General features: G+C 71.6%; 21 protein-coding genes and 3 tRNA genes. 19 read left to right on the top strand and 5 right to left on the bottom strand.

Annotated features, from left to right (window positions below; genetic code table 11):
- Positions 1-21: 21 nt before the first annotated feature.
- The 8 genes from AC54T1_RS10740 to htpX all read left to right on the top strand — a co-directional run bounded on the left by AC54T1_RS10740 (position 22) and on the right by htpX (position 9980).
- Positions 22-1038 (top strand): polyprenyl synthetase family protein, encoded by a 1017-nt coding sequence (locus AC54T1_RS10740; RefSeq protein ID WP_496911922.1) that lies wholly within the window; start codon positions 22-24, stop codon positions 1036-1038.
- Between the two features lie 201 nt (positions 1039-1239).
- Complete coding sequence (locus AC54T1_RS10735; RefSeq protein WP_484345621.1) at positions 1240-2025, top strand: PP2C family protein-serine/threonine phosphatase; 786 nt, start codon at positions 1240-1242, stop codon at positions 2023-2025.
- Between the two features lie 88 nt (positions 2026-2113).
- Positions 2114-4399, top strand: coding sequence for an FHA domain-containing protein (locus AC54T1_RS10730; RefSeq protein WP_496911921.1), 2286 nt, complete (start codon positions 2114-2116; stop codon positions 4397-4399).
- Entirely contained in the window at positions 4396-6096 is a 1701-nt protein-coding gene (locus AC54T1_RS10725; RefSeq protein ID WP_496911920.1) for a serine/threonine-protein kinase, read from the top strand. The genes AC54T1_RS10730 and AC54T1_RS10725 overlap by 4 nt, the downstream gene beginning before the upstream one ends.
- 145 nt (positions 6097-6241) lie before the next feature.
- Complete coding sequence (locus AC54T1_RS10720) at positions 6242-6943, top strand: hypothetical protein (protein ID WP_484345624.1); 702 nt, start codon at positions 6242-6244, stop codon at positions 6941-6943.
- Positions 6936-7415: an LpqN/LpqT family lipoprotein gene (locus AC54T1_RS10715; RefSeq protein WP_484345625.1), complete on the top strand. Its 480-nt coding sequence runs from the start codon at positions 6936-6938 to the stop codon at positions 7413-7415. Before AC54T1_RS10720 ends, AC54T1_RS10715 begins: the two co-directional genes overlap by 8 nt.
- Before the next feature lie 162 nt (positions 7416-7577).
- Positions 7578-8969 carry an FAD-dependent oxidoreductase gene (locus AC54T1_RS10710; protein ID WP_484345626.1) on the top strand — a complete coding sequence of 464 codons (1392 nt, stop codon included), beginning with the start codon at positions 7578-7580 and terminating at the stop codon, positions 8967-8969.
- A gap of 132 nt (positions 8970-9101) precedes the next feature.
- Positions 9102-9980 carry a zinc metalloprotease HtpX gene (gene htpX / locus AC54T1_RS10705; protein WP_496911919.1) on the top strand — a complete coding sequence of 293 codons (879 nt, stop codon included), beginning with the start codon at positions 9102-9104 and terminating at the stop codon, positions 9978-9980.
- Between the two features lie 43 nt (positions 9981-10023).
- On the opposite strand, the gene AC54T1_RS10700 is transcribed toward htpX, so the two are convergent.
- From AC54T1_RS10700 to rarD, 3 genes are all read right to left on the bottom strand, one after another.
- Entirely contained in the window at positions 10024-10818 is a 795-nt protein-coding gene (locus AC54T1_RS10700; protein WP_496911918.1) for an HAD family hydrolase, read from the bottom strand.
- On the bottom strand, positions 10815-11309 hold the full coding sequence (locus tag AC54T1_RS10695) for a YajQ family cyclic di-GMP-binding protein (RefSeq protein WP_484345628.1): 495 nt from the start codon (positions 11307-11309) through the stop codon (positions 10815-10817). The genes AC54T1_RS10700 and AC54T1_RS10695 overlap by 4 nt, the downstream gene beginning before the upstream one ends.
- A 76-nt stretch (positions 11310-11385) precedes the next feature.
- Positions 11386-12339: an EamA family transporter RarD gene (gene rarD, locus AC54T1_RS10690; RefSeq protein ID WP_484345629.1), complete on the bottom strand. Its 954-nt coding sequence runs from the start codon at positions 12337-12339 to the stop codon at positions 11386-11388.
- 118 nt (positions 12340-12457) lie between these two features.
- On the opposite strand from rarD, the gene AC54T1_RS10685 reads away from it, so the two are divergent.
- The 6 genes from AC54T1_RS10685 to AC54T1_RS10660 all read left to right on the top strand — a co-directional run bounded on the left by AC54T1_RS10685 (position 12458) and on the right by AC54T1_RS10660 (position 14078).
- A tRNA-Tyr gene (locus AC54T1_RS10685) sits at positions 12458-12542 on the top strand.
- 128 nt (positions 12543-12670) lie between these two features.
- A tRNA-Thr gene (locus AC54T1_RS10680) sits at positions 12671-12742 on the top strand.
- 66 nt (positions 12743-12808) lie between these two features.
- Positions 12809-12885 (top strand) — tRNA-Met (locus AC54T1_RS10675).
- 83 nt (positions 12886-12968) lie between these two features.
- Entirely contained in the window at positions 12969-13139 is a 171-nt protein-coding gene (gene rpmG / locus AC54T1_RS10670; RefSeq protein WP_484345630.1) for a 50S ribosomal protein L33, read from the top strand.
- 25 nt (positions 13140-13164) lie between these two features.
- On the top strand, positions 13165-13650 hold the full coding sequence (locus tag AC54T1_RS10665) for an FAS1-like dehydratase domain-containing protein (RefSeq protein ID WP_484345631.1): 486 nt from the start codon (positions 13165-13167) through the stop codon (positions 13648-13650).
- Entirely contained in the window at positions 13647-14078 is a 432-nt protein-coding gene (locus tag AC54T1_RS10660) for a MaoC family dehydratase (protein ID WP_496911917.1), read from the top strand. The genes AC54T1_RS10665 and AC54T1_RS10660 overlap by 4 nt, the downstream gene beginning before the upstream one ends.
- Positions 14079-14149: 71 nt before the next feature.
- Here the strand turns inward: AC54T1_RS10660 and AC54T1_RS10655 are convergent, their stop codons facing one another.
- The gene (locus AC54T1_RS10655) at positions 14150-15253 is read right to left on the bottom strand and encodes a LacI family DNA-binding transcriptional regulator (protein ID WP_484345633.1); all 1104 of its coding nucleotides are present in this window, start codon (positions 15251-15253) and stop codon (positions 14150-14152) included.
- A 69-nt stretch (positions 15254-15322) separates the two neighbouring features.
- Here AC54T1_RS10655 and AC54T1_RS10650 point away from each other — a divergent pair, with 69 nt between their 5' ends.
- From AC54T1_RS10650 to AC54T1_RS10630, 5 genes are read left to right on the top strand one after another with little or no spacing between them, the layout of a single operon-like run.
- Positions 15323-16717: an MFS transporter gene (locus AC54T1_RS10650; protein WP_496911916.1), complete on the top strand. Its 1395-nt coding sequence runs from the start codon at positions 15323-15325 to the stop codon at positions 16715-16717.
- Positions 16714-18015 carry an MFS transporter gene (locus tag AC54T1_RS10645; RefSeq protein ID WP_496911915.1) on the top strand — a complete coding sequence of 434 codons (1302 nt, stop codon included), beginning with the start codon at positions 16714-16716 and terminating at the stop codon, positions 18013-18015. Before AC54T1_RS10650 ends, AC54T1_RS10645 begins: the two co-directional genes overlap by 4 nt.
- 4 nt (positions 18016-18019) lie before the next feature.
- On the top strand, positions 18020-19249 hold the full coding sequence (locus AC54T1_RS10640; RefSeq protein ID WP_496911914.1) for a UDP-N-acetylmuramate dehydrogenase: 1230 nt from the start codon (positions 18020-18022) through the stop codon (positions 19247-19249).
- A gap of 48 nt (positions 19250-19297) precedes the next feature.
- On the top strand, positions 19298-20773 hold the full coding sequence (locus tag AC54T1_RS10635) for an MFS transporter (RefSeq protein WP_496911913.1): 1476 nt from the start codon (positions 19298-19300) through the stop codon (positions 20771-20773).
- Complete coding sequence (locus AC54T1_RS10630; RefSeq protein WP_496911912.1) at positions 20770-21846, top strand: alpha/beta hydrolase; 1077 nt, start codon at positions 20770-20772, stop codon at positions 21844-21846. The genes AC54T1_RS10635 and AC54T1_RS10630 overlap by 4 nt, the downstream gene beginning before the upstream one ends.
- On the opposite strand, the gene AC54T1_RS10625 is transcribed toward AC54T1_RS10630, so the two are convergent.
- Positions 21781-22155, bottom strand: a complete 375-nt coding sequence (locus AC54T1_RS10625; protein ID WP_496911911.1) for a GntR family transcriptional regulator — start codon at positions 22153-22155, stop codon at positions 21781-21783. The genes AC54T1_RS10630 and AC54T1_RS10625 overlap by 66 nt on opposite strands.
- Positions 22156-22168: the final 13 nt, after the last annotated feature.

Here is a 22168-nt window from a genome sequence, read left to right as displayed (position 1 = left end):
GCCACCGGCTAAGTTCTACGTGTGACTACTTCGACGATCGGGCTGCCGCTGCCCGACCCGGACCTGGCCGAGAGGTTGACGAGCCGCCTCGCGCTCGTCGAGGAGCGTCTGCGGGACTCCGTGACGAACGTCGACGAGCTCGCTGACACCGCATCACGCCACCTCGTCAACGCCGGTGGCAAGCGGCTGCGTCCGTTGCTCACCCTGCTCACGGCCGAGCTCGGGGACCCGGGCCGTCCCGAGGTGCTCGACGCCGCCGTCGTGGTCGAGCTCACCCACCTCGCGACGCTGTACCACGACGACGTCATGGACTCCGCGCCGTTGCGGCGCGGTGCCCCCGCTGCGCACGAGGTGTGGGGGAACTCTGTGGCGATCCTCACAGGTGACCTGCTCTTCGCCCGTGCCTCCCGCACCGTCGCGGGTCTCGGACCGGAGGCGGTGCGGCTGCAGGCCGAGACGTTCGAGCGGCTGTGCCTGGGCCAGCTCCACGAGACCGTCGGTCCGACGGACCAGGACGACCCGGTCCTGCACTACCTCCAGGTGCTCTCCGACAAGACGGCGTCGCTGCTCGCGACGTCCGCCCGCTTCGGCGCGCGCTTCGCGGGATGCCGACCCGAGGTCGTCGAGGTCGTCGGCAACTTCGGGGAGAAGCTCGGCGTGGCGTTCCAGCTGGCCGACGACGTGATCGACCTCACCTCCGACGGCATCACCACCGGAAAGACGCCGGGGACGGACCTGCGCGAGGGTGTCCCGACGATGCCCGTCCTCCTCCTGCGGACCAAGATCGCGGCCGACGGCGGCTCGCCCGACCCGGCTGACCTCGCGATCCTGGCGATGCTCGACGGCGACCTCTCTTCCGACGAGGACCTCGCGCGCGCTGTTGCGGCGCTGCGGGTGCACCCCGTCGTCGCCGAGACCCGCGCGCAGGCCGTTGCCTGGGCGAACGACGCTGTCGCCGAGCTCACGCCGCTGCCGTCCGGCCCGGTCAAGGACGCGCTCGTGTCCTTCGCCGAGGCGCTCGTCGACCGCACGGCCTGAGCCGAGCGGCACGCCGCGGCACCATCCCCCTGGGGAGTTGTCCCCATCGCATCGACGGTGGCATGGGCATACCGTCGAGTTCCAGGGTCGGACGTCAGGTGCACCCCAGGGTGCGCCTCAGGTGCACCTTCTGCGTCTCGTCCGCACCGGTCGGGCAGGAGCCCTCGGACAGGTCCGAGTCAGGAGCGGGGTGGTGGGCACGTGAGCATACAGACCGCCACCAGCACCCTGCGGTGGGGAGCCACCACCCACGCGGGACGCCGCCGCGGCAGCAACGAAGACTCCTTTCATGCGGCGCGCGGGGTCTACTTCGTCGCCGACGGCATGGGTGGCCACGAGGCCGGAGCGCGGGCGAGCGCGACGGCGGTCGCGATCCTCTGCGAGCTGGGTGAGTCCACGGACACGACCCCGGAGGACGTGCGCTCCGCGGTTCTCGATGCGCACCGGGCGGTCTCCCGCATCACGACCGCGCCGGGCAAGGGGGCAGGGACGACGTTGTCCGGAGCGGTCGTCGTCCAGCACGAGGGCGCGCCCGCCTGGCTCGTGACCAACGTCGGTGACTCGCGGACGTACCGGTTCGGGGACGGTGACCTCCAGCAGGTCACCCACGACCACTCGCTCGTCCAGGAGCTCGTCGATTCCGGTTCGGTGAGCCCGGAGGAGGCGCGCACGTACGTGCGCCGGCACGTCATCACCCGCGCCCTCGGCGGGCTCGTCGCACCCGAGCCCGACTGCTGGTACGTGCCGATGGTGCCGGGCGACCGCCTGCTCATCTGTTCGGACGGTCTGACCGAGGAGCTCACGCCGGACCGCATCGCGAGCGTGCTTCGCTCACAGCCGCACCCCCAGCTGGCCGCCGACCAGCTCGTGAACTACGCCCTGCTCGCGGGCGGGCGGGACAACATCACCGTCGTCGTCGTCGACGTCGGGCCGGTCGCCCTCGCCGACGCGTCGCGGCACCGTCGGGGTTCGGTCCTGTCGGCGTAGGCTACCGTCGCACGGGAGCCGTGCCGCTCCAGCGCCCGACCCTGCAGCAGACGCCCGCGTGGTGCGGGCGAGCCACGACGCATGACACATGGATGAGGTTCAGATGCCGTTCCGCTACGTGCCCGGTCCCGACTTCGCACTGGTGCGGCCGGGGTTCGTGGTCGTGGTCGAGTCGTCCGTAGGTGGCCAGCGTGCGGTCCGGCTGCATGAGCAGCTCGCGCACCTCGGACCGGACGCGGGGATGGCGGCCGTCCTCGACGCGGTGACGACCGTGCTCGATCCGACGTGGCGCGCCTTGCCGTCGTTCGTCGTCGCTGTCGTCGCCGACGGCGCGGCGCACGTCGCGGCACGGGGGGCGCTGGCCGTGTCGGTGAGCACCGAGGGTGCCGTGCAGGACGTCGTCGGACGAGACGTGACCACCTGGGTGGAGAAGCGCGAGACGGGTGTGCACGAGCTGTCCGTCCGCGCGGCCGATGCGGAAGGCCCGAACCCGATCGACGGTGCGCTGCCGGTGTCCGACGCGGTCGTGCCCGTGAGCGTGCTCACGTGGTCCGCGACCGCGACCGCGACCGCGACCGCGCCTGTGACCGCTACCGCGACCGCGCCTCTGACCGAGACCGCGGGCGAGAGGGGCTCTGCCGGCAGCATCACGGGCGAGCTGCTCACCCCGGAGGAGGCCGGTGTCGAGGCGGAGGAGACCGGTGGCGCGCACGCGGAACTGGCGGCCGACGGGTCCGCCCCTGCGGAGCCCGGACCCGAGGTCGAGCCTCGACTGGACGAGGCTGCGCCCGTGGAGGCTGCGCCCGTGGAGCCTGGACCCGGAGAGCCTGGACCCGGAGAGCCTGGACCTGCGGAGCCTGGACCCGTAGAGCCTGGACCCGCGGAGCCGGCGCCCGTCGACCCTGTCCTCACGGACGCTGCGCCCGAGCCTGTCCGGGCGGAGGCGCCGGTCGCGCCCGCACACACCGAGCACGTGCCTGCTGTTCCCGGGTCCGATGCGCAGGCGCTGCCTGACGAGGAGTCCGCCGAGCCCGTCGCCCACGTCTCGGAGCTCCCGGGTGTGCCGTCACTCGATCCCCTGCCTGAGTCCCGACCCGATGCTGCGGACACACCGTCCGACGCCCAGCCGGCTGCTGACGGACCGGGCAGCGTCGCCGAGCAGGAACGTCCCCTGACACGCGCGGCGTTGCGTTCTGTCAGCGCACCGGCCCAGGCACCGGAGCTCGACGAGGCCCAGCGCGCTGAGCTCGAGTTCGGCCGGACCCTCGCCGCCTACCCGGACGAGTGGCGCACGACGGACGAGGATCCGGTGGACGACGAGGTCCTCGACGACCTCGTCGACGGTGCGGCCGGCGAGCACGAACCGGGCCCCGAGGACAACCGCGACACGGACGGTGCGGACACGGACGGTGGGGACGCGGACGACGACCTGGACGACAGCACCGTGTTCTCGCCTGGTGCGGCGTCGGTCGTGAAGCCCGCGCCCATCACCGCGGACACGGCCAGCGTGGCCCGCCCCTTGCCCCCGGTCCCGCCGCCGCCACCGTCCAGCACTGCGACACTCCCTGCCACGACCGGCATGACACCGGTGGTCGGGTACGGCATCGCCCCGAGCGCACCACCTCCCTCCGGTGCGCCGGTGGCGTGGGGGGCTCCGAGCGGGACCGCGGATCTCTCTGCTGCACCGACCCCGCCCGTGCCCTTCGCGCCCGCACCGTACGCGCCAGCGCCCGTCGCGCCGTCCCCGTACGCGCCGCCGCAGCCCGGGGCGGGTCCGGGGTACCCCGGCCCCGGGCCGTCCGGGGCGCCGAACCCGACCGGCCCCCAGGCCGTGGGGCCGCAGGCCACGTCCGGCGGGCCTGGCGAGGGCCCGGCCCCGTCGGCCAGCAGCTCGCCGACCCCCCGACCGCCGGGCCCGCAGATCCTCGCGCGCTCCTGCTACTTCGGCCACGCCAACCCGCCGGTGCGGATGACGTGCCTGCAGTGCGGGGGAGGACTGAGCCCCAACGCCCAGCTCGTCGAGCGGCCGTCGCTCGGTCGGATCACCTTCGCGCACGGCGAGGTCGTCGATCTGGTCCAGCCCGTCGTCGTCGGGCGGTTCCCGCAGGCGCAGAGCGCCGCGACGGGGGCCGACGCACCACGTCTCGTCACGGTCGTCAGCCCGAGCCAGGACGTCTCGCGCTCGCACATCGAGGTGCGCCTCGAGGGATGGCACGTGCTCGTCGTCGACCTCAACACGGTCAACGGGACGACGCTCCTGCGGGACGGGCAGTCGCCGCGCCGGCTGCACCCGCACGAGCCGACACTCGTCGCCGCGGGCGACGTCGTCGACCTGGGCGACGGCGTCCTGCTCACCTTCGAGGGCATGGCATGAGATCCCGCCGTCCGCCGTCCGTCCCCCCGCAGATCGAGGGGTACGAGTACAAGCGGGTCATCGGGTCGGGCGGGTTTGCCGACGTCTTCCTCTACCAGCAGCACCGGCCCCGGCGTCTCGTGGCGGTCAAGGTGCTCCTGCCGCAGTGGTCCGACGGTGTCACACGGGAGGCTTTCGCGGCCGAGGCCGACCTCATGGCGGCGGTCTCGAGCCATCCGTCGATCGTCACGATCTTCGACAGCGACGTCACTGCCGACGGGCGGCTGTTCCTCGCGATGGAGTACTGCTCGCGCCCGAACCTCTCTGCGCGGTACAAGAAGGAGCGTCTCGGCATCGCGGAGGCGCTGCGCATCGGCGTGCAGATCGCGGGGGCGGTGGAGACCGCTCACCGGTCCGGCATCGTCCACCGCGACATCAAGCCGGCGAACATCCTCGTCACCGACTACGGCCACCCGGCGCTCACCGACTTCGGCATCTCGGCGACCATCGAGCAGAGCGAGGCCGGGGCGGACGGGATGTCCGTCCCGTGGTCACCCCCCGAGAACCTTGCCGCGGAGCCGCGCAGCGGCACGACGAGCGACGTGTGGTCGCTGGCCGCGACGGTCTACACGTTGCTCGCGGGCCGGTCGCCGTTCGAGGTCGTCGGAGGGACGAACAACCAGCGCGCGCTCATCGAGCGGATCACCACGGCGCCGGTGCCCCCGATCGGTCGCGGGGACGTGCCCGCGTCGCTCGAGCGTGTGCTCGAGGTCGCGATGGCCAAGGACCCGGCGATGCGCTACCCGACGATGCTCGACCTCGGGCGGGCCCTGCAGCAGGTGCAGATCGAGCTCAACCTCGCGACGACCCCGATCGACATCCTCGAGGACCCCGCGGGCTCCGGCCCCGTCGTCGAGGCGGTCGCGGACGACGACGACGTCGACGGTGGAACCCGCATGCGGCTGGCGAGCGACCGGGTGCACCCCGCGTACGGAATGACCCACAGCAGCGCGCCGGCACGCCCGGCGACCACCTCCGGGCTCCCCGACGGGGTGGCCAGCAGCCTCAGCCAGAGCCACAGCAGCTATGGATCGTTGCGCGGCCTCCCGTACGTCACGGCAGGCGCGGGCCACGCGTGGTCGGACTCCGCGTCGCAGTCCAGCATGTCGCAGTCCGGCACGTCGTCGGGCTACCTCTCGACGTCCATGTCCGGCCCGGCGTCCACGACCAGCAGTGTGTCGTTGGCGGGGCAGCCGTACGGCGGCGCGACGGGAACGACAGGAGCGACGGGGTACCGGAGCCGCACCGATCGACCGCACCCCCGCAGACGATGGATCATGACTCCGGCGGGCATCCTCGCGGTCCTCGCGGTGGGGCTGGGGGCCGGCGGCGGGTTCCTCCTCTACGACGCGCTGCGTGGTCCGCGCCTCCCGGACTCCGAGGTGCCCGCACCTGCGGAGCTGGCCGTCGCCGAGACCAACAGCCTCGCGGTGTTCACCTGGGTGAACCCCGACCCGCAGGACGGCGACTTCTACGCCTACCGCTCCCGCACGGGCGAGGACGCTGCCGCCGACGAGCCTTCCGAGATCCCGTTGCGTCAGACGACCGCGCTCACCGCCTCCGTCAACACGTTCGGGGTCGACGCGGTGTGCTTCGAGGTCGTCATCGTCCGCAGCGGCCGGGTGTCGGCGGAGCCAGCGGTGGAGTGCCTCGGCTGAGTCGGACGTGGTCCTCGACGGTGCCCTGCGGATAGAGTGCACCGGGGCCGTCAGGGCACGTCGTCGTGAGGACGTCGTCATCGACGCACCGTGGCATCGCCGCGGCTCGCTCCACCCGGGCAGGCACGATGAAGGAGTGGTGGCGATGACCGAGACCGAGCTGGCGATCGAGTACTGCGGCGAGTGGTTCCGGCCCGCCCTGGACGAGCCGTTCGACGTCGGCCGCGAGGCCGACCTCTCGGTGGACGACAACCCCTATCTGCACCGGCGGTTCCTGCGGATCAGCTACACGGACGGGATCTGGTGGCTCGCGAACGTCGGGTCGCTCATCTCGGCGACGATCTGCGACGCGAGCGGAGGCGTCCAGTCCTGGCTCTCGCCCGGCAACCGGCTGCCCATCGTCTTCAAGACGACGACGATCGTCTTCACCGCGGGGCCGACGACGTACGAGATCGTCGCCCACCTCGAGGGATCCCCGTACGAGGAGGTTCTCACCGACGAGTCCCTCGAGGGGGAGACGACGATCGGAGTCATCTCCTTCACCACGAGCCAGAAGCAGCTCATCGTCGCGCTCTGCGAGCCGATGCTCAAGCGGGACGGCGCGGGGCTCAGCGAGATCCCGTCGACCGCGGAGGCGGCGAAGCGGCTGGGGTGGGCCACCACCCGGTTCAACCGCAAGCTCGACAACGTCTGCGACAAGCTGGACCGCATGGGGGTCAAGGGACTGCGCGGCGGCCCCAAGCAGCTCGCCACGAACCGACGGGCGCGCCTCGTCGAGTACGCCGTCACCTCCCGGCTCGTGACGAACGCCGACCTCCCGCTCCTCGATGTCGAGTCCGATGACTGAGGCGGTGCTGCGGTTCCCCAGCGAGGCGTTCCCCGCCGCGCCGGCCCTCGCCATGGCGTGCCCCTCCGGGTGGGTCGCGCTCGCTGGTGTGGGGCTGCCGCTGGCTGCGGCGAAGGAGGTCGCTGCAGGTCAGTTCCGCCCGAACGTGCTCGTGACCGTGCAGCGCGCGGGTGCGGGCCACACCGTCGCTGACGCACGGTCGGAGGTCGAGGCCCGGCTCGCCGCGCTGCCGCGGTTCACCGAGACGCTGCGGGAAGAGGCGTGCGAGATGCTGGGCGTGAGCGGCCTGCGCGTCGAGGGGTACTTCGCCGACGGCGCCGGTCGGACCCTCGTCCAGGCGCTCCGCATGGCCGTGCTGACGAACGGGCCCGTCGTCGATGTGGTGCAGATCACGGGGACCTGCGCCGGCGACCAGGTGGACGACGCATTCGCCGAGATCAGGGCGATCCAGGACAGCCTCAGGGTCGATTAGCCCCTCGGACGGTTCGCTGTGCGAACGACCGGTGTCCACATGGCGAGATGGGATATCCAGTAGGCGAGATGTTTGCGAATCTGGTGATCTCGGGCGTCATCTTTGACGACACGACACCCCACCGAGAAACCTCGGGATCCCAACCGGAAGGCGCGAATTTCCGTGAGCACTGACCGTCAACTGCGCGTAGCCATCGTCGGGGCGGGTCCGGCTGGCATCTACGCCGCTGACATCCTCTCCAAGACGGATCTCGACGTGTCCATCGACCTGTTCGAGCGCCTGCCCGCGCCGTTCGGCCTCGTGCGCTACGGCGTCGCACCCGACCACCCGCGCATCAAGCAGATCATCACCGCCCTGCACAAGGTGCTCGAGCGTGGCGACATCCGCCTCCTGTCCAACGTCGAGTACGGCATGGACATCAAGCTCGAGGAGCTCCGCGAGTTCTACGACGCGGTGATCTTCTCGACCGGTGCGTTCACCGACGCAACGCTCGCCGTCCCGGGTGTCGAGCTCGACGGCTCCTACGGTGCCGCAGACTTCGTGTCCTGGTACGACGGCCACCCGTACGTGCCCACCACGTGGCCGCTCGAAGCGAGGTCCGTCGCCGTCATCGGCGCCGGGAACGTCGCCCTCGACGTCGCGCGGGTGCTCGCCAAGCACGCCGACGACCTGCTCGTCACCGAGATCCCGCAGAACGTCTACGAGGGTCTCAAGGCCTCACCGGTCACCGACGTGCACGTGTTCGCCCGACGCGGCCCGGCGCAGGCGAAGTTCTCGCCGCTCGAGCTCCGCGAGCTCGGCCACGTGCCCGACGTCGACGTCATCGTCTACCCCGAGGACTTCGAGTTCGACGACGGCTCGATCGCCGCGATCAACTCGTCCAACCAGACGAAGCAGATCGTCAAGACGCTCACCGACTGGACGCTGAACGACCCGTCGACGTTCACCGCCTCACGCCGCCTGCACCTGCACTTCCTCCACGCGCCCGCGGAGATCGTCGACGCCGACGGCGACGGCAAGGTCGACGCCCTGCGCACGGAGCGGACGAAGCTCAACGGGGACGGCACCGTCTCTGGCACCGGAGAGTTCCACGAGTGGCCCGTGCAGGCCGTCTACCGCGCCGTCGGCTACTTCGGGTCCGCGTTGCCGGAGATCCCGTTCGACGACCGCAAGGGCGTCATCCCGAACGTCGAGGGTCGGGTCATCGACATCGACGGCCAGCAGGTGCCCGGGGTCTACTGCACGGGCTGGATCAAGCGTGGCCCGGTGGGTCTCATCGGGCACACGAAGTCCGACGCGTCGGAGACGATCCGCAACCTCGTCGCGGACAGCGCGTCGCAGCCCGGGTTCGCGTCCGCGACGCACCCGGAACCCGAGGCCATCACCGACTTCCTGCGCGAGCGGGGAGTGCGGTACATCGAGTGGACCGGGTGGGAGCTGCTCGACGCCCACGAGCGTGGCCTGGGTGCGGCGAACGGGCGTGAGCGCATCAAGGTCGTCTCGCGCGACGAGATGATCGAGATCGCGCTCGGGACGGTGTCCGCCCCGCGCTGACCCAGCAGACCCACAGGCCCCCACGACTGTTCCCGGGAACAGTCGTGGGGGCCTGTTCGTTGAACCAGGTAGCCATGCGCCGCAGGCGGTGGTCCGGTGCGGGCACGTGGCGCAGCAGACGGGGGGATGCGCGTGGGACGGACCTATCTCAACGGGCTCAAGACGGCGGGGCTCTTCGGGCTCCTGTGGGCGTTCCTGCTCGGCATGTGGGCCCTCGTCGGACAGGGCAGCGGGACCTCCTTGCTCGTGTTCTGCGGCATCGGGCTCATCAGCACCGCGTACAGCTACTGGAACTCGGACAAGATCGCGATCCGCGCCATGCGCGCCCGCCCGGTCAGCGAGATCGAGCAGCCCCAGATGTACCGGATCGTCCGCGAGCTGTCGACGGCCGCACGCCAGCCCATGCCCCGGCTCTACGTCTCACCGACCCCCGCACCGAACGCTTTCGCCACGGGCCGCAACCCCCGCAACGCTGCGGTCTGCTGCACGGAGGGGATCCTCCGCGTCCTCGACGAGCGTGAGCTCCGCGGGGTGCTGGGGCACGAGCTCATGCACGTCTACAACCGGGACATCCTCACGTCGTCCGTCGCCGCGGCGTTCGCTGGTCTCATCACCGGGCTCGCGCAGTTCCTCATGTTCTTCGGCGGGGGCCGGGACCGGGGCAGCAACCCGCTCGCCGCGCTCGTCATGGCGGTGCTCGCCCCCATCGCGGCAGCCCTCGTCCAGCTCGCCATCTCCCGGACGCGTGAGTTCGACGCGGACGAGGACGGTGCGAGGCTCACGGGCGACCCGCTCGCCCTCGCCTCCGCGCTGCGCAAGCTCGACGCCGGGACCCGTCAGCTGCCGCTCCCCGCGAAGCCAGAGCTCGCCGACGTCTCGCACCTCATGATCGCCAACCCGTTCCGCGGGGCTGGGGCGGGCCAGCTGTTCGCCACCCACCCGCCGATGGCCGACCGGATCGCGCGGCTCGAGAAGATGGCTGGCACCGGGGGACCGGTCACCCGGTACTGATCCTTCGGCGGCGGCCGTCGTCCGGGCGTGTGCCCGGCAGCCGTCATGGCAGAAGGGCCTCGAGCGCCTGCGCCACACCGTCGTCGTCGTTGCTCGCGACGACCTCGTCGACGGCGCCCAGGACGCGCGGGTCCGCCGTCGACACGGCGAAGGAGCGACCTGCCCACTCGAGCATCGGGAGGTCGTTGGGCATGTCCCCGAAGGCCCACACCTGCGCGGCGCTGACGTCACGGTCCCGGCACCAGCGCTCGAGGGCCGCGGCCTTGGTCACGCCCCGTGCCGTGAGCTCCGCAAGGCCGGCGGCGCCGGAGTAGGCGAGGTGCGCGCGGTCGCCGACGACCCGCTCGACCGTCGCGAAGAACTCCGCCGGCCGGCTGCCCGCGAGCTGGGCGAGAAGCTTGCCGACAGGCCCGGCCCCGGGCGATCCCACCTCGTCGCGGACGCAGCCGGGCGGGACGGGGTGGTCGGAGACGAAGCGGCGTTCCAGGACGGGGCCGGCCGGGCCCTCGCTGCCCAGTGCGACGCCCGGGAGCTCTGCCCGCAGGTCCGCGACGATGCTGGCGAGCACGTCGGCGTCGAACCCGTCCGCGTGCGTGACCTCACGCCGGCCGACGTCGTACACGCACGCGCCGTTGAGGCCGATCACGACGCCGTGGCCGCCCACCGCGTCGGAGAGCCAGTCGAGCCACCGCGGGGGTCGCGCGGTGACGAACACGACGTGGACGCCGTGCTCCTCGAGCGCTGTGAGGACCCGACGGCTACGGGACGAGAGCGTCCCGTCGGACCGCAGCAGGGTCCCGTCGAGATCGGTCGCGACGACGCGGGGAGCGGTGCTCACCGGTAGTTGGTGAACTGCACCGCGAAGTCGAGATCGGCCCCCTTGAGGAGCGCCTGGACGGCCTGGAGGTCGTCGCGGGACTTGCTCGTGGCGCGGACCTCGTCACCCGTGATCTGGGTCTTGACGCCCTTGGGGCCCTCCTCGCGGATGATCTTCGTGACCTTCTTGGCGTTCTCCCCGGCGAGGCCCTCCTTGAGCACGCCCTCGAGCCGGTACTCCTTGCCGGACAGCTTGGGCTCGTTCTCCCCGGTGTCGAAGAACTTCAGCGAGACGCCCCGCTTGATGAGCTTCGTCTGGAAGACGTCGAGGATCGCCAGGACGCGCTCCTCGGAGTTGGCGATCATGACGATCTTGTCGCCGCTCCAGGCGATCGACGCCCCGATGTTCTTGAAGTCGTACCGCTGGCCGATCTCCTTGACCGCCTGGTTGAGCGCGTTGTCGACCTCCTGGCGGTCGACCTTGCTGACGATGTCCATCGATGAGTCGGCCATGGCGCAGCTCCTGGTGTCGGTGACGTGGGGGGTTGAGTCCCACGGTATCGGATACCTCGTGGGTGACGGAGGGCGTTCAGCGCCGCTCGGCGAGGCGCCCGATGCGCATCGTGTTGAGGGCGTCGGCCGTGAGGATCACGAGAGCGACCCAGACGAGCCCGAAGCCCGCCCAGCGGGCGGCCGGCATCGCTTCGTGGAAGACCAGGACGCCGAACGAGAACTGCATGACGGGTGCGATGTACTGGAGCATCCCCACGACGCGCAGGGGCAGGAGCCGGGCCGCCGCCCCGAACGTGAGCAGCGGCAGCGCGGTGACGATCCCGGCGGAGGCCAGGAGCAGCGCGTGGCCGAGGCCCTCCTGCCCGAACGTGCTCTCGCCCTGGACCGACAACCACACGAGATAGCCGAGAGCCACAGGGAACAGGATCGTCGTCTCGACAGCGAGACCAGGTACCGCCGTGACGTCACGACCGACGCGGTTCTTGATGAGGCCGTACACGCCGAAGCTGCCGGCGATCCCGAGCGATATCCACGGGACCCGGCCCATCCCGAGGCTGATGACGAGCACGGCAGCGACGCCGAACCCGAGGGCGACCCACTGGGCGGGGCGCAGCTTCTCGGACAGCACGAGCACGGCCAGCAGGACCGTGACGAGCGGGTTGATGAAGTACCCGAGCGCGGTGTCGACCACCTGCCCCGTCGTCACGCCGACGACGTAGAGGATCCAGTTGACCGCGACGAGCACGGCCGCGAGAGCGAGCGTGGAGACGAGGCGCCGTGAGCGCAGGACGGTGACGTAGGCGCCGAGCTGGCCCAGGACGGAGAGCAGCAGGAGGCAGAAGAGGAGGCTCCACACCACGCGGTGCGCGATGATCTCGAGCGCGCCAGCGGGTTGCAGGAGCGGGAAGTAGAGGGGCAGGACGCCCCACATCGCATAGGTGCCGACCCCGAGGAGGAGTCCTTGCCGGGTGCGTGCGGTCGCGTCGGTGCGCTCGGCGGTCGCTCGGGGAGCGGGGCTGGTCACCTGCACATCCTCGCCCACATCGCAGCCGATTTCCGCCCACGGGCCACCTCTTGTATTGTTGGCACGCTCCCGCAGTTCGCCGAGGTGGTTCACGCTGCCGCGACGTCCGGGGGGCATCTGGCCAGGCAGCTTGCCCGAGCGGCCAAAGGGAGCTGACTGTAAATCAGCCGCGTCATGCTACGGGGGTTCGAATCCCTCAGCTGCCACCAGCACCACGACTGCGGTCCCACCCTGCGGGGCGGGACCGCAGTCGTGTGTCTGGCCGGAGACGACGTGTGCGGGGCTCTCCCGGGCCGATTTCATTCAGCCCGAGTGAGCATGTACAGTTTTCCGCGCTGCCCCCGTAGCTCAGTGGTAGAGCGCAGTCTTGGTAAGACTGAGGTCATGGGTCCGATTCCCATCGGGGGCTCTGTTGGTGTGTGACCGTCCGGCGTGGGAATATTGTTCCCGCGCCGGAGGTTCTCACCAGCGCTGCGGCGGGGTAGCTCAGTTGGTCAGAGCGCACGGCTCATAATCGTGAGGTCGCGGGTTCGAGCCCCGCCCCCGCTACCAGTACGGAAGACAACGCGTGCCGGCCGGCGGTGCGCGACAACGAAGCACGTTGCGCCCCCGGCGGCGCGAGAGGTGGCAAGACCGTGGCAAGCAAGAGCCAAGACGTTCGCCCCAAGATCACTCTGGCATGCGTGGAGTGCAAGGAGCGGAACTACATCACGAAGAAGAACCGCCGCAACGACCCCGACCGCCTCGAGCTGTCGAAGTTCTGCCCGCGCTGCGGCAAGCACAACGCGCACCGCGAGACCCGCTGACCTTCGCGGTCGCAGTCGCGCAGCGATGACATCCTCCTCGGTCAACCTCGACTACGTCGGGCGCGAGTACCCGGCGAACGCGCCGTACTCCGTCGGGCGCGAGAAGATCAGGGAGTTCGCCGACGCTGTCGGATCCACACACCCCGCGCACCACGACGTGGCCTCTGCGCGGGGTGTGGGGTATCCGGACATCATCGCGCCCCCGACGTTCGCCGTGGTGGTTGCGCAGCGCGCCGAGGCGCAGTACATCGAGGACCCTGAGGCCCGTGTCGACTTCACGCGGGTGGTCCACGCCGACGAGCGGTTCGTCCACCACCGGCCGATCCACGCGGGTGACGAGCTCGTCACCGTCCTCACCGTCGCGTCGATCACGGAGCGGGCAGGCCTGGCCATGATCACCACGCGCTGCGACATCTCCGCGCTGACCGGAGCCGGCGACGGGTCGGCCCCGTCGACCGAGCCTGTCGCGACCGTCACCTCCACCCTGGCCGTCCGGGGAGCTGACGTATGAGCGCAGCGGCACGCCCTGACCTCGCGTCGTTGACCGTGGGCACGAGCGTCGGCACGCGGGCGATCGACGTCGACCGTGCTCGCCTCGTGCGGTACGCCGGTGCGAGCGGCGACTTCAACCCCATCCACTGGAACGAGCGGGTCGCCGAGAGCGTCGGCCTGCCCGGTGTCATCGCCCACGGGATGTTCACCATGGGTGCCGCGGTCGCGCTCGTCGAGGACTGGGCAGGTGACCCGGGCGCCGTCGTGGACTACCAGGCGCGGTTCACGCGTCCCGTGCCCGTCCCCGACCCGGGCGTCGCGACGATCGAGGTCACCGGGGTCGTCGGGCAGATCGACCTCGAGCAGCGGCGCGTCCGCATCGACCTCACAGTGACCTTCGCGGGTGCGCGGGTGCTCGGCAAGTCCCAGGCGGTCGTCGCCCTGTAGCTGCGGTGCCTCTCGTGGCCGCTGTGCCTGTCATGGGCGCGTGGGCGCGGGCGCCCGGCGCGCCTGCTCCGTCAGGCGGGCGGGGGCCCCGTCGTGGTGCCGATGACGAGCTCGACGTCGAGGACGGTGACGCCCGGCTCCTCTCCCGCGAGCTGGCCCGCCACCGCGCGGGCGAGCGCCGCGCCCTTCTCGGCGAGCGGTTGGCGCACGGTCGTGAGGACGTCGGTGCCCAGCCAGGGCAGGTCGATCCCGTCGAACCCGGCGATCGAGACGTCTTCCGGCACCCGCAGACCCAGCTCGCGGGCGCCGAGCACGGCGCCCGCCGCCAGCAGGTCGGACTGCGCGACGATCGCGGTCGGGCGGCGTGCCGGGTCGGGGTAGCGCTCGGGTGACAGCAGGTTCCGGGCAGCTTCCCGCCCGTGCTCGACGAGCGATGCCTCCGTCTCCCAGTACACGACCGGCTGGACGCCGGCGTCGAGGACGCCGAGCATCCGCTGCCGGGTCGGCGTCCAGTCGATGTCCTCGGGGTCGTCGAGCTCGATCTCGCCGCCGCGCCGGGTCGCGCCGAACGGCAGGGCGACGACGGCGAACCGCTCGTGACCGAGATCGACGAGGTGCCGGACGAGCTCTGCGGTCCCCGCACGGTCGTCGATCGCGACGAGCGGTGCGCCCTCGACCCGCCGGCCCTCGCCCACGACGACCGGCACGCCACGTCGGACGAGCGCGTCGAGGGTGGGGTCGGCGCGGTGGACCCCCCAGATGAGGACGGCGACGTCCATCCCGGCGCTCTCGATGAGCGGGTCGACCACGCGTTCCCCCCCGTCGGCGGCAGCGCCGGGGATGAGGAGGACGCCGAGGCCGAGGGAACCGAGGGTGCTCACGAGTCCGTCGAGCACCTGGATCGAGACAGGATCCCGGAAGCTGCGCCTGAGCTTGTCGCCGATGACGACGCCGACGATGCCTGAGCGCCCGGAGCGCAGCTGGCGGCCGAGCGGGTTGGGGCCGCGGTAACCGAGGTCGGCAGCGGCGGCGAGGACCTTCTCGCGGGTCTTGTCGGCGATCGGCCCGGAGGCGGAGAAGGCGAGCGAGGCGGTCGACAGCGAGACGCCTGCGGCGTGGGCGACGCTCGCGAGCGTCGGCTTGGAAGCGGACAGAACCGTTACCCCACTCTTCATCCCGTGCACGTTTGACGGACGCCGCCAGCGTACCGGACAATCGAGACTTCACCTCGAAACGATTCGACGTTGCATCGCGAAGAGGGATCGAATCGATTCGAAGCGAGAGGCACGGCTATCAAGGCATCGATCCCCGACCCGCAGCTCCGGCGCGCGCGCATCGCGCTGCTCGGGCTCTTCCTCGCGCTCGGCATGGGTATCTCCAGCTGGCTCGCCCGGTTGCCCTCGGTCCGGGCCGCCCTCGACCTCAGCACCTCCGAGCTGGGGGTCGTGCTCCTCTCCGGCGCCGTCGGGTCACTGCTGACCGTCACGGTCGCCGGGGCGCTCGTCATACGGTTCGGAGGACGCGCGGTCCTCACCGTCGCCGCGTTCGGGGTGCTCGTCGCGTTCTTCCTCGAGGGGCTCGGCCCGACCATCGGGTCCGTGCCCGTGCTCGCCGTCGGGATCTTCCTCAACGGCGCCTCCGTCGCACTCACGAACGTGCCGCAGAACGTCGAGTCCGCCGCGATCGAGCGGCGCATGGGCAGAGCCGTCATGCCGCAGTTCCACGCGGCGTTCTCCATCGGGGCCGTGCTCGGGTCGCTCGTCGGGGCGGGCTGCGCGTTGCTCGACGTGCCTCTGCTCGTCCAGTTCACCGCGACCGGGGTCATCCTCACCGTCTGGCGCCTGGTCTCGATCCCGCACATCATCCTCGACACCGCCCTCTCTCCCGGGGAGCGCTGGGACCGGTCGACCCGCGCGCGCACCGCGCGCGTGCGCAAGGCGGAGATCCGGGCCGGAGTCGTGCAGCCCGAGCCGGGCACCCTGGGCGTGCGCGCTGCCGTCGGTGCACGCCGGGCCCGGCTCGGTTCCGCGCTCAGCGCATGGCGAGAGCCGCGGACGATCTTCATCGGGATCGTCATCCTCTCCGCGGCGCTGTCCGAGGGGTCGGCCAACAACTGGCTGCCCATCGCCGTCGTCGACGACTTCGGCGAGTCGGAGGCGACCGGTGCGTTCATGTTCGGTGTGTTCGTCACATCCATGACCCTCGTGCGGCTCTTCGGCACGCGCCTCATCGACCGGCACGGTCGGGTCGCCGTCCTGCGCGCCTCGGGTCTCGTGTCCATCGTCGGTCTGCTGCTCTTCGGGTTCGGGCCGAACCTCGCCGTCGCCGGGGTCGGCGTGGTCCTGTGGGGGATGGGTGCCGCCCTCGCCGTCCCGTTGGGCCTCGGGGCCGCGTCGGACGACCCGTTGCGCGCCGCCGCGCGGGTGTCGGTCGTCTCAGCCTTCGCCTCGCTCGCGCAGCTCGCCGCTCCGCCGCTCCTCGGCCTCGTCGCCGAGTCCGTCGGCGCGCGGCACGCCCTGACCCTCATCCTCGTGGCGATGGCCGCGAGCGTGATCCTGTCCAAGCACGTGGCCACGACCGCGACGCCGGGCCGGACGCCCCGCGCCCGGACCACCGGAGAAGAGATGATCGACGCGTGACCATCGACAAGAGCGGCGCAGCCCGTCCCGCCACCCGCCCCGCAGACAGCGCCGCCGTGATCCGCGCTGCCACCAAGGCCGTCTACGCGGTCTTCTTCCTCAGCGGCTTCAACTTCGCCAACTGGGCGTCACGGATCCCGCTCGTCCGCGACCTCCTCGGGTTCGAGCCGACACAGATGGGACGGCTGCTCCTCGTCGGGGCGGTCGGGTCGATCATCGCGTTGCCGCTGTCCGGCTGGATCGTCCAGCGCTTCGGCGCACCCACGGCCGTCGGGGTGTTCGCCGCGGTCAACGTCGTCGGGTACGTCACCGCGGTCTGGGGCGTGGCCGACGGATCCGTCGTCGCGGCCGGCATCGGCCTGTTCCTCTCCGGCGTCGGCCTCGGGGTCTGGGACGCGGCGATGAATCTCGAGGGCGCTGCGGTCGAGCAGCGGCTCGGCCACTCGATCATGCCGCGCTTCCACGCGAGCTTCTCCTTCGGGACGATGGCGGGGGCCGGCGTGGGTGCGCTCGCGTCCTGGCTCGGCGTCGGACTCGTTCCCCACCTCGTCGTGGCGACCGGCCTCTCCCTCGTCCTCGTCCTCGTCGCCGTGCGCTTCATGCTGCCCGATGCACACACGGTGGTGCCTGCGCCGCACGAGACGACGGTCCGCAAGCCCAACCCCTTCGCCGCCTGGCTCGAGCCGCGGACCCTGTTCATCGGGCTTGTCGTCCTCGCCGCCGCGCTGACCGAGGGTGCGGCCAACGACTGGTTGAGCCTCGCCGTCGTCGACGACCTCGGTGCCTCGCACACGACAGGAGCGGTCGCGCTCATCGTCTTCCTCACCGCCATGACCGGGATGCGGTTGCTGGGGACCAGGCTCCTCGACGCCCGCGGACGGGTCTTCGTCCTCCGGGTGTCCGCGGCGCTCGCGCTCCTCGGCCTCCTCGTGTTCGGCCTCGCTCCCTGGGTCCCGCTCGCGTTCGTCGGGATCGTCCTGTGGGGACTCGGGGCCGCGCTCGGGTTCCCCGTCGGCATGAGCGCAGCGAGCGACGACCCGGCGCGGGCCGCCGGCCGACTCTCGGTCGTCTCGACCATCGGCTACACGGCGTTCTTCGCAGGGCCACCTGTCCTCGGGGAGCTCGCGGAGCACATCGGCTACCGGCAGGCGCTGCTTGCCATCGCCGTGCCGGTGCTCCTCGGGCTCCTCGTGGCCCACGTCGCCGCTGAGCGCGCGGGCGCCGACGGGGACGCTGATGCCGACGACGCCGGGACGCACCCGGTCGAACGCGGTGCGGCGGAGCGCGAACTAGGCTGACAGGGTGACCACACCGGCCGACCAGGCGACCGACCCGCTCATCGAACCCACGTTCGCGGACCTCACGACGCTGCGCGTGGGTGGGGAGATCGACGTGTACGTCGAGACGAGCACGGAGGCGGAGCTCATCGACGTCATCCGCTCGGCCGACGACGCCGGGACGCCGCTGCTCGTCCTCGGCGGTGGCTCCAACCTCCTCGTCGCGGACGAGGGGTTCGGGGGCGTGGTCGTGCGTGATCTACGGACCGGCACGACGGTCGACGGCGCCGACGCCTGCGGAGGTGCGAACATCACGGCCCCCGCGGGGCACCCGATGGACGACCTCGTCGCCGAGGCGATCGACAACGGCTGGGTGGGGCTGGAGGCGCTCTCCGGGATCCCTGGCACCGTCGGTGCAGCACCCGTGCAGAACATCGGGGCCTACGGCCAGGAGGTCTCCGGGGCCATCGCCACCGCGCGGGTGTGGGACCGGGCGCGCAACCGGGTCCGCACGCTGTCGCTCGTGGACCTCGAGTTCGGGTACCGCACCTCGATGCTCAAGCGGTCGACACAGCTCCTGCCCACGGCGGGCCTCGACGCGCCGACCACGGCGGGCTCGGCCGCGGACCCGGACCCCCGGGCGCCCTGGTACCCCACACCCCGGTACGTCGTGCTGGACGTGAGCTTCCAGCTGCGCCTCGGGACGCTCTCGGCGCCCATCGCCTACCCCGAGCTCGCGCGCCGGCTCGACGTCGCGGTCGGGGCACGTGCGCAGAGCGCCGACGTGCGGGCCGCGGTCCTCGAGCTGCGCGGGCGCAAGGGCATGCTCCTCGACGACCCGTCCTCGCCGGACTACCCCGACCACGACCGCTGGAGCGCCGGCTCCTTCTTCACGAACCCGGTCGTGCCGGTCGAGCTCGCAGACTCCCTGCCGGACGGCGCGCCGCGGTACCCCGTGCGGTCGGCCACCCCGACGACCACGACCGGCCCGAGCCTCGGTGCGATCGACGAGAGCCTCGTCAAGACCTCCGCCGCCTGGCTCATCGAGCACGCGGGCTTCAGCAAGGGCTACGGCGTCGACGGGCCGGACAGCCTCGCGACGCTGTCGACCAAGCACACGCTCGCGCTGACCAACCGCGGCGCGGCGACCGCGAGCGACGTCGTGCGGCTGGCACGCAGCGTGCGCGACGGTGTCGTGCAGACCTTCGGGATCGAGCTCGTGCCCGAGCCCGTGCTCGTAGGCATCTCGCTGTAGCGCGAGCCGCCAGGTGTCGAGACAAAACCCTGGTGGTCGTCCACACTGTTGACCGTGACCGCCGTCGACGATGACTCCCGCCTGAGCCGTGCCGTCCGCCCCGACCGTCGAGCGGTTCTCTCGTGGGCCCTGTGGGACTGGGGGTCGGCGTCCTTCAACGCGGTCGTCACCACCTTCGTCTTCACCCGGTGGATCACGAGCGACGCGTTCGTCGACCCGGTCGTCGTGGAGACCGCGTCGACGGCGGGGGACGACTCCGTCGCCCAGACCGTGCTCGACGGGGTGCTCGCCGACCACTCGTCGTGGCTCGGGTGGGGACTGGCGGCCGCGGGCCTGCTCATCGCGCTCATGGCACCGGTGCTCGGGTCCCGGTCGGACGCCGCCGGCCGCCGCAAGCGGTGGCTCGGCATCAACACGGCTGTCGTCGTGACGCTCATGTGCGCGATGTTCCTCGTCACCCCGGACCCCGGGGCGCTCGACCAGAACCTCATCCTCGGGATCGCCCTGCTCGGGCTCGGCAACATCTTCTTCGAGCTCGCGTCCGTGGGCTACAACGCGATGATCCGCCAGGTCTCGACCCCCGCCACCCTCGGCCGGGTGAGCGGCATCGGGTGGGGCGCGGGCTACCTCGGCGGGATCGTCCTGCTCCTCATCCTCTTCGTCGGTTTCATCAACCCCGACGTGGGGTGGTTCGGCGTCACGGGGGAGGACGGGTTGGACGTCCGGGTGAGCGTCCTCGTCGCCGCCCTGTGGTTCGCGGTGTTCGCCGTCCCGGTGCTGCGCGCCGTCCCCGAGCTCCCGCCGGCTCCCCGCGTCCCGCGCCGGACGATCGCGCAGTCCTACCGCGCACTCTTCGCGACGGTCGCCGAGCTGTGGCGCGTCGACCGGCGCACCGTGTGGTTCCTCCTGGCGAGCGCCGTCTTCCGTGACGGTCTCGCTGGGGTGTTCACGTTCGGGGCGGTCATCGCGTCCGTGACGTTCGGCTTCACCGCGAGCGGTGTCATCGTCTTCGCGATCGCTGCGAACGTCGTCGCCGGCCTCGCGACGATCGTCGCCGGGGCCGTGGAGGACCGCATCGGCGGGAAGCCGGTGATCGTCTTCTCGCTCGTCGCGATGATCGCCTCCGCCCTCGTCGTCCTCGTGCTGCACGACGGCGGCCAGGGCGTGTTCTGGGTGTTCGGGCTGCTCCTGTGCGTGTTCGTCGGGCCGGCCCAGTCGGCCTCCCGCGCGATGCTCGCCCGGCTCACCCCGGCGGGCCGGGAGGGCGAGATGTTCGGGCTCTATGCGACGACGGGACGCGCGGCGAGCTTCCTCGCGCCGGCTGCCTTCGCCCTGTCGATCACCGTCTTCGGCGCCCAGCACTGGGGCGTGCTCGGGCTCGTCGTCGTCCTCGCGCTGGGGCTCGCGCTCCTCCTGCCCGTCCGGGTGGACGACGTGCGGGACGGGCGCGTGCTGCCCGCGGATGCGGCGCAGCGCGCGGGAGTGGGAGCGGCCGGCGGCTCGGCCGCGGGACCCACCGCGTGAGCGACGCCTGGGTGCCCGACCTCCTCGGTGGGGACTGGGTGGCGCGCACGATCCCCCTGCGGCCCGACCGGCAGGGGGAGCGGATCGCGACCCTCGTGGCGTCGCGCGTCCCGACCGGGGTCTCAGAGCCGGGCACGGTCGACCACGAGAGGACCGCGGTCCTCTACGTGCACGGCTTCATCGACTACTTCTTCCAGACGCACCTCGCGGACGAGCTCGAGGCCGACGGGATGGACTTCTTCGCTCTCGACCTCCACGGCTACGGGCGGTCCCTGCTCGACCACCAGCGGCCCAACTTCTGCCTGGACCTGCGGGAGTACGGGGAAGAGCTCGCGGCGGCGACCGCGATCATCCGCGACGAGCTCGGGTACACCCGCCTGCTCGTCATGGGCCACTCCACCGGCGGGTTGCTCGTGTCGCTCTGGGCGCACAGTGCGACGGGGCGCGCCACGGTCGACGGGCTGCTGCTCAACAGCCCGTGGTTCGACCTCAACCGGCCATGGTTCGACCGGGTCGTCACGACGCGCGCGCTCCAGCTGGCGGGTCAGCGGCTGCCGCACGTCGTCGTGCAGCACGGCCCGTCCGCGTACTCGACGTCGCTCCACCTCGAGTCCGGTGGGGAGTGGGACTACGACCGCGACCTCAAGCCCCCGGGCGGCTTCGCGATCCTCACCGGGTGGTTGCGTGCTGTCCGGGCGGGGCACGCGCGCCTGGCGCAGGGTCTCGACCTCGACTGCCCGGTCCTCGTGTGCTGCTCAGCGCGCAGCGGGCCCAACCGTGCGGACAACCCCGACCTCCACCGGGTCGACGCGGTGCTCGACGTCGAGCAGATCGTCGCGCGGGCGCCCGCGCTCGGGCGCGACGTCACGGTCGTCCAGGTCAGGGACGGGATCCACGACCTCGCGCTCTCCGCGGAGCCCGCGCGCAGCGCCTACTTCGAGGCGGTGCACTCGTGGGTGCACGAGACGTTCCCGGACCTCGGCGCCGTCGGCGCGCAGGTGTCCGGGTCAGGGTCGGAGCGCGGCCCGCACAGCGTCATGGATCTCGGCGTCGGACGCCCCGGCGTCGCGTAGCCGCGACACGAGGTCCGCGGCGGCGTGCGCCACGAGGGTCTCCAGCCGGACCGCGGACGCAGACACGACGGTCCCGGCGCGTCCCCGCGTCTCGACGATGCCGGCGCTCTCCAGCTCCCGGTACGCCCGGGCCACCGTCCCCGGTGCGACACCGAGCCGCTCGGCCAGCGCACGGACGGTGGGCAACCGCTCGCCCGCGCGCAGGACCCCGGAGTCCACGTGCTCCTCCACCTGGCTGCGGATCTGCTCGTACGGGGCGGCCGCGGCGGAGGGGTCGATCACCAGCGACAGCGCGTCGGAGAACGTCATGGCCCCAGTCTCC

This window comes from Sanguibacter sp. Z41_6 (assembly GCF_059621145.1).
The sequence above is the reverse complement of the archived record's forward strand: the minus strand, read 5'-3'. Positions and strand labels throughout refer to the sequence as shown.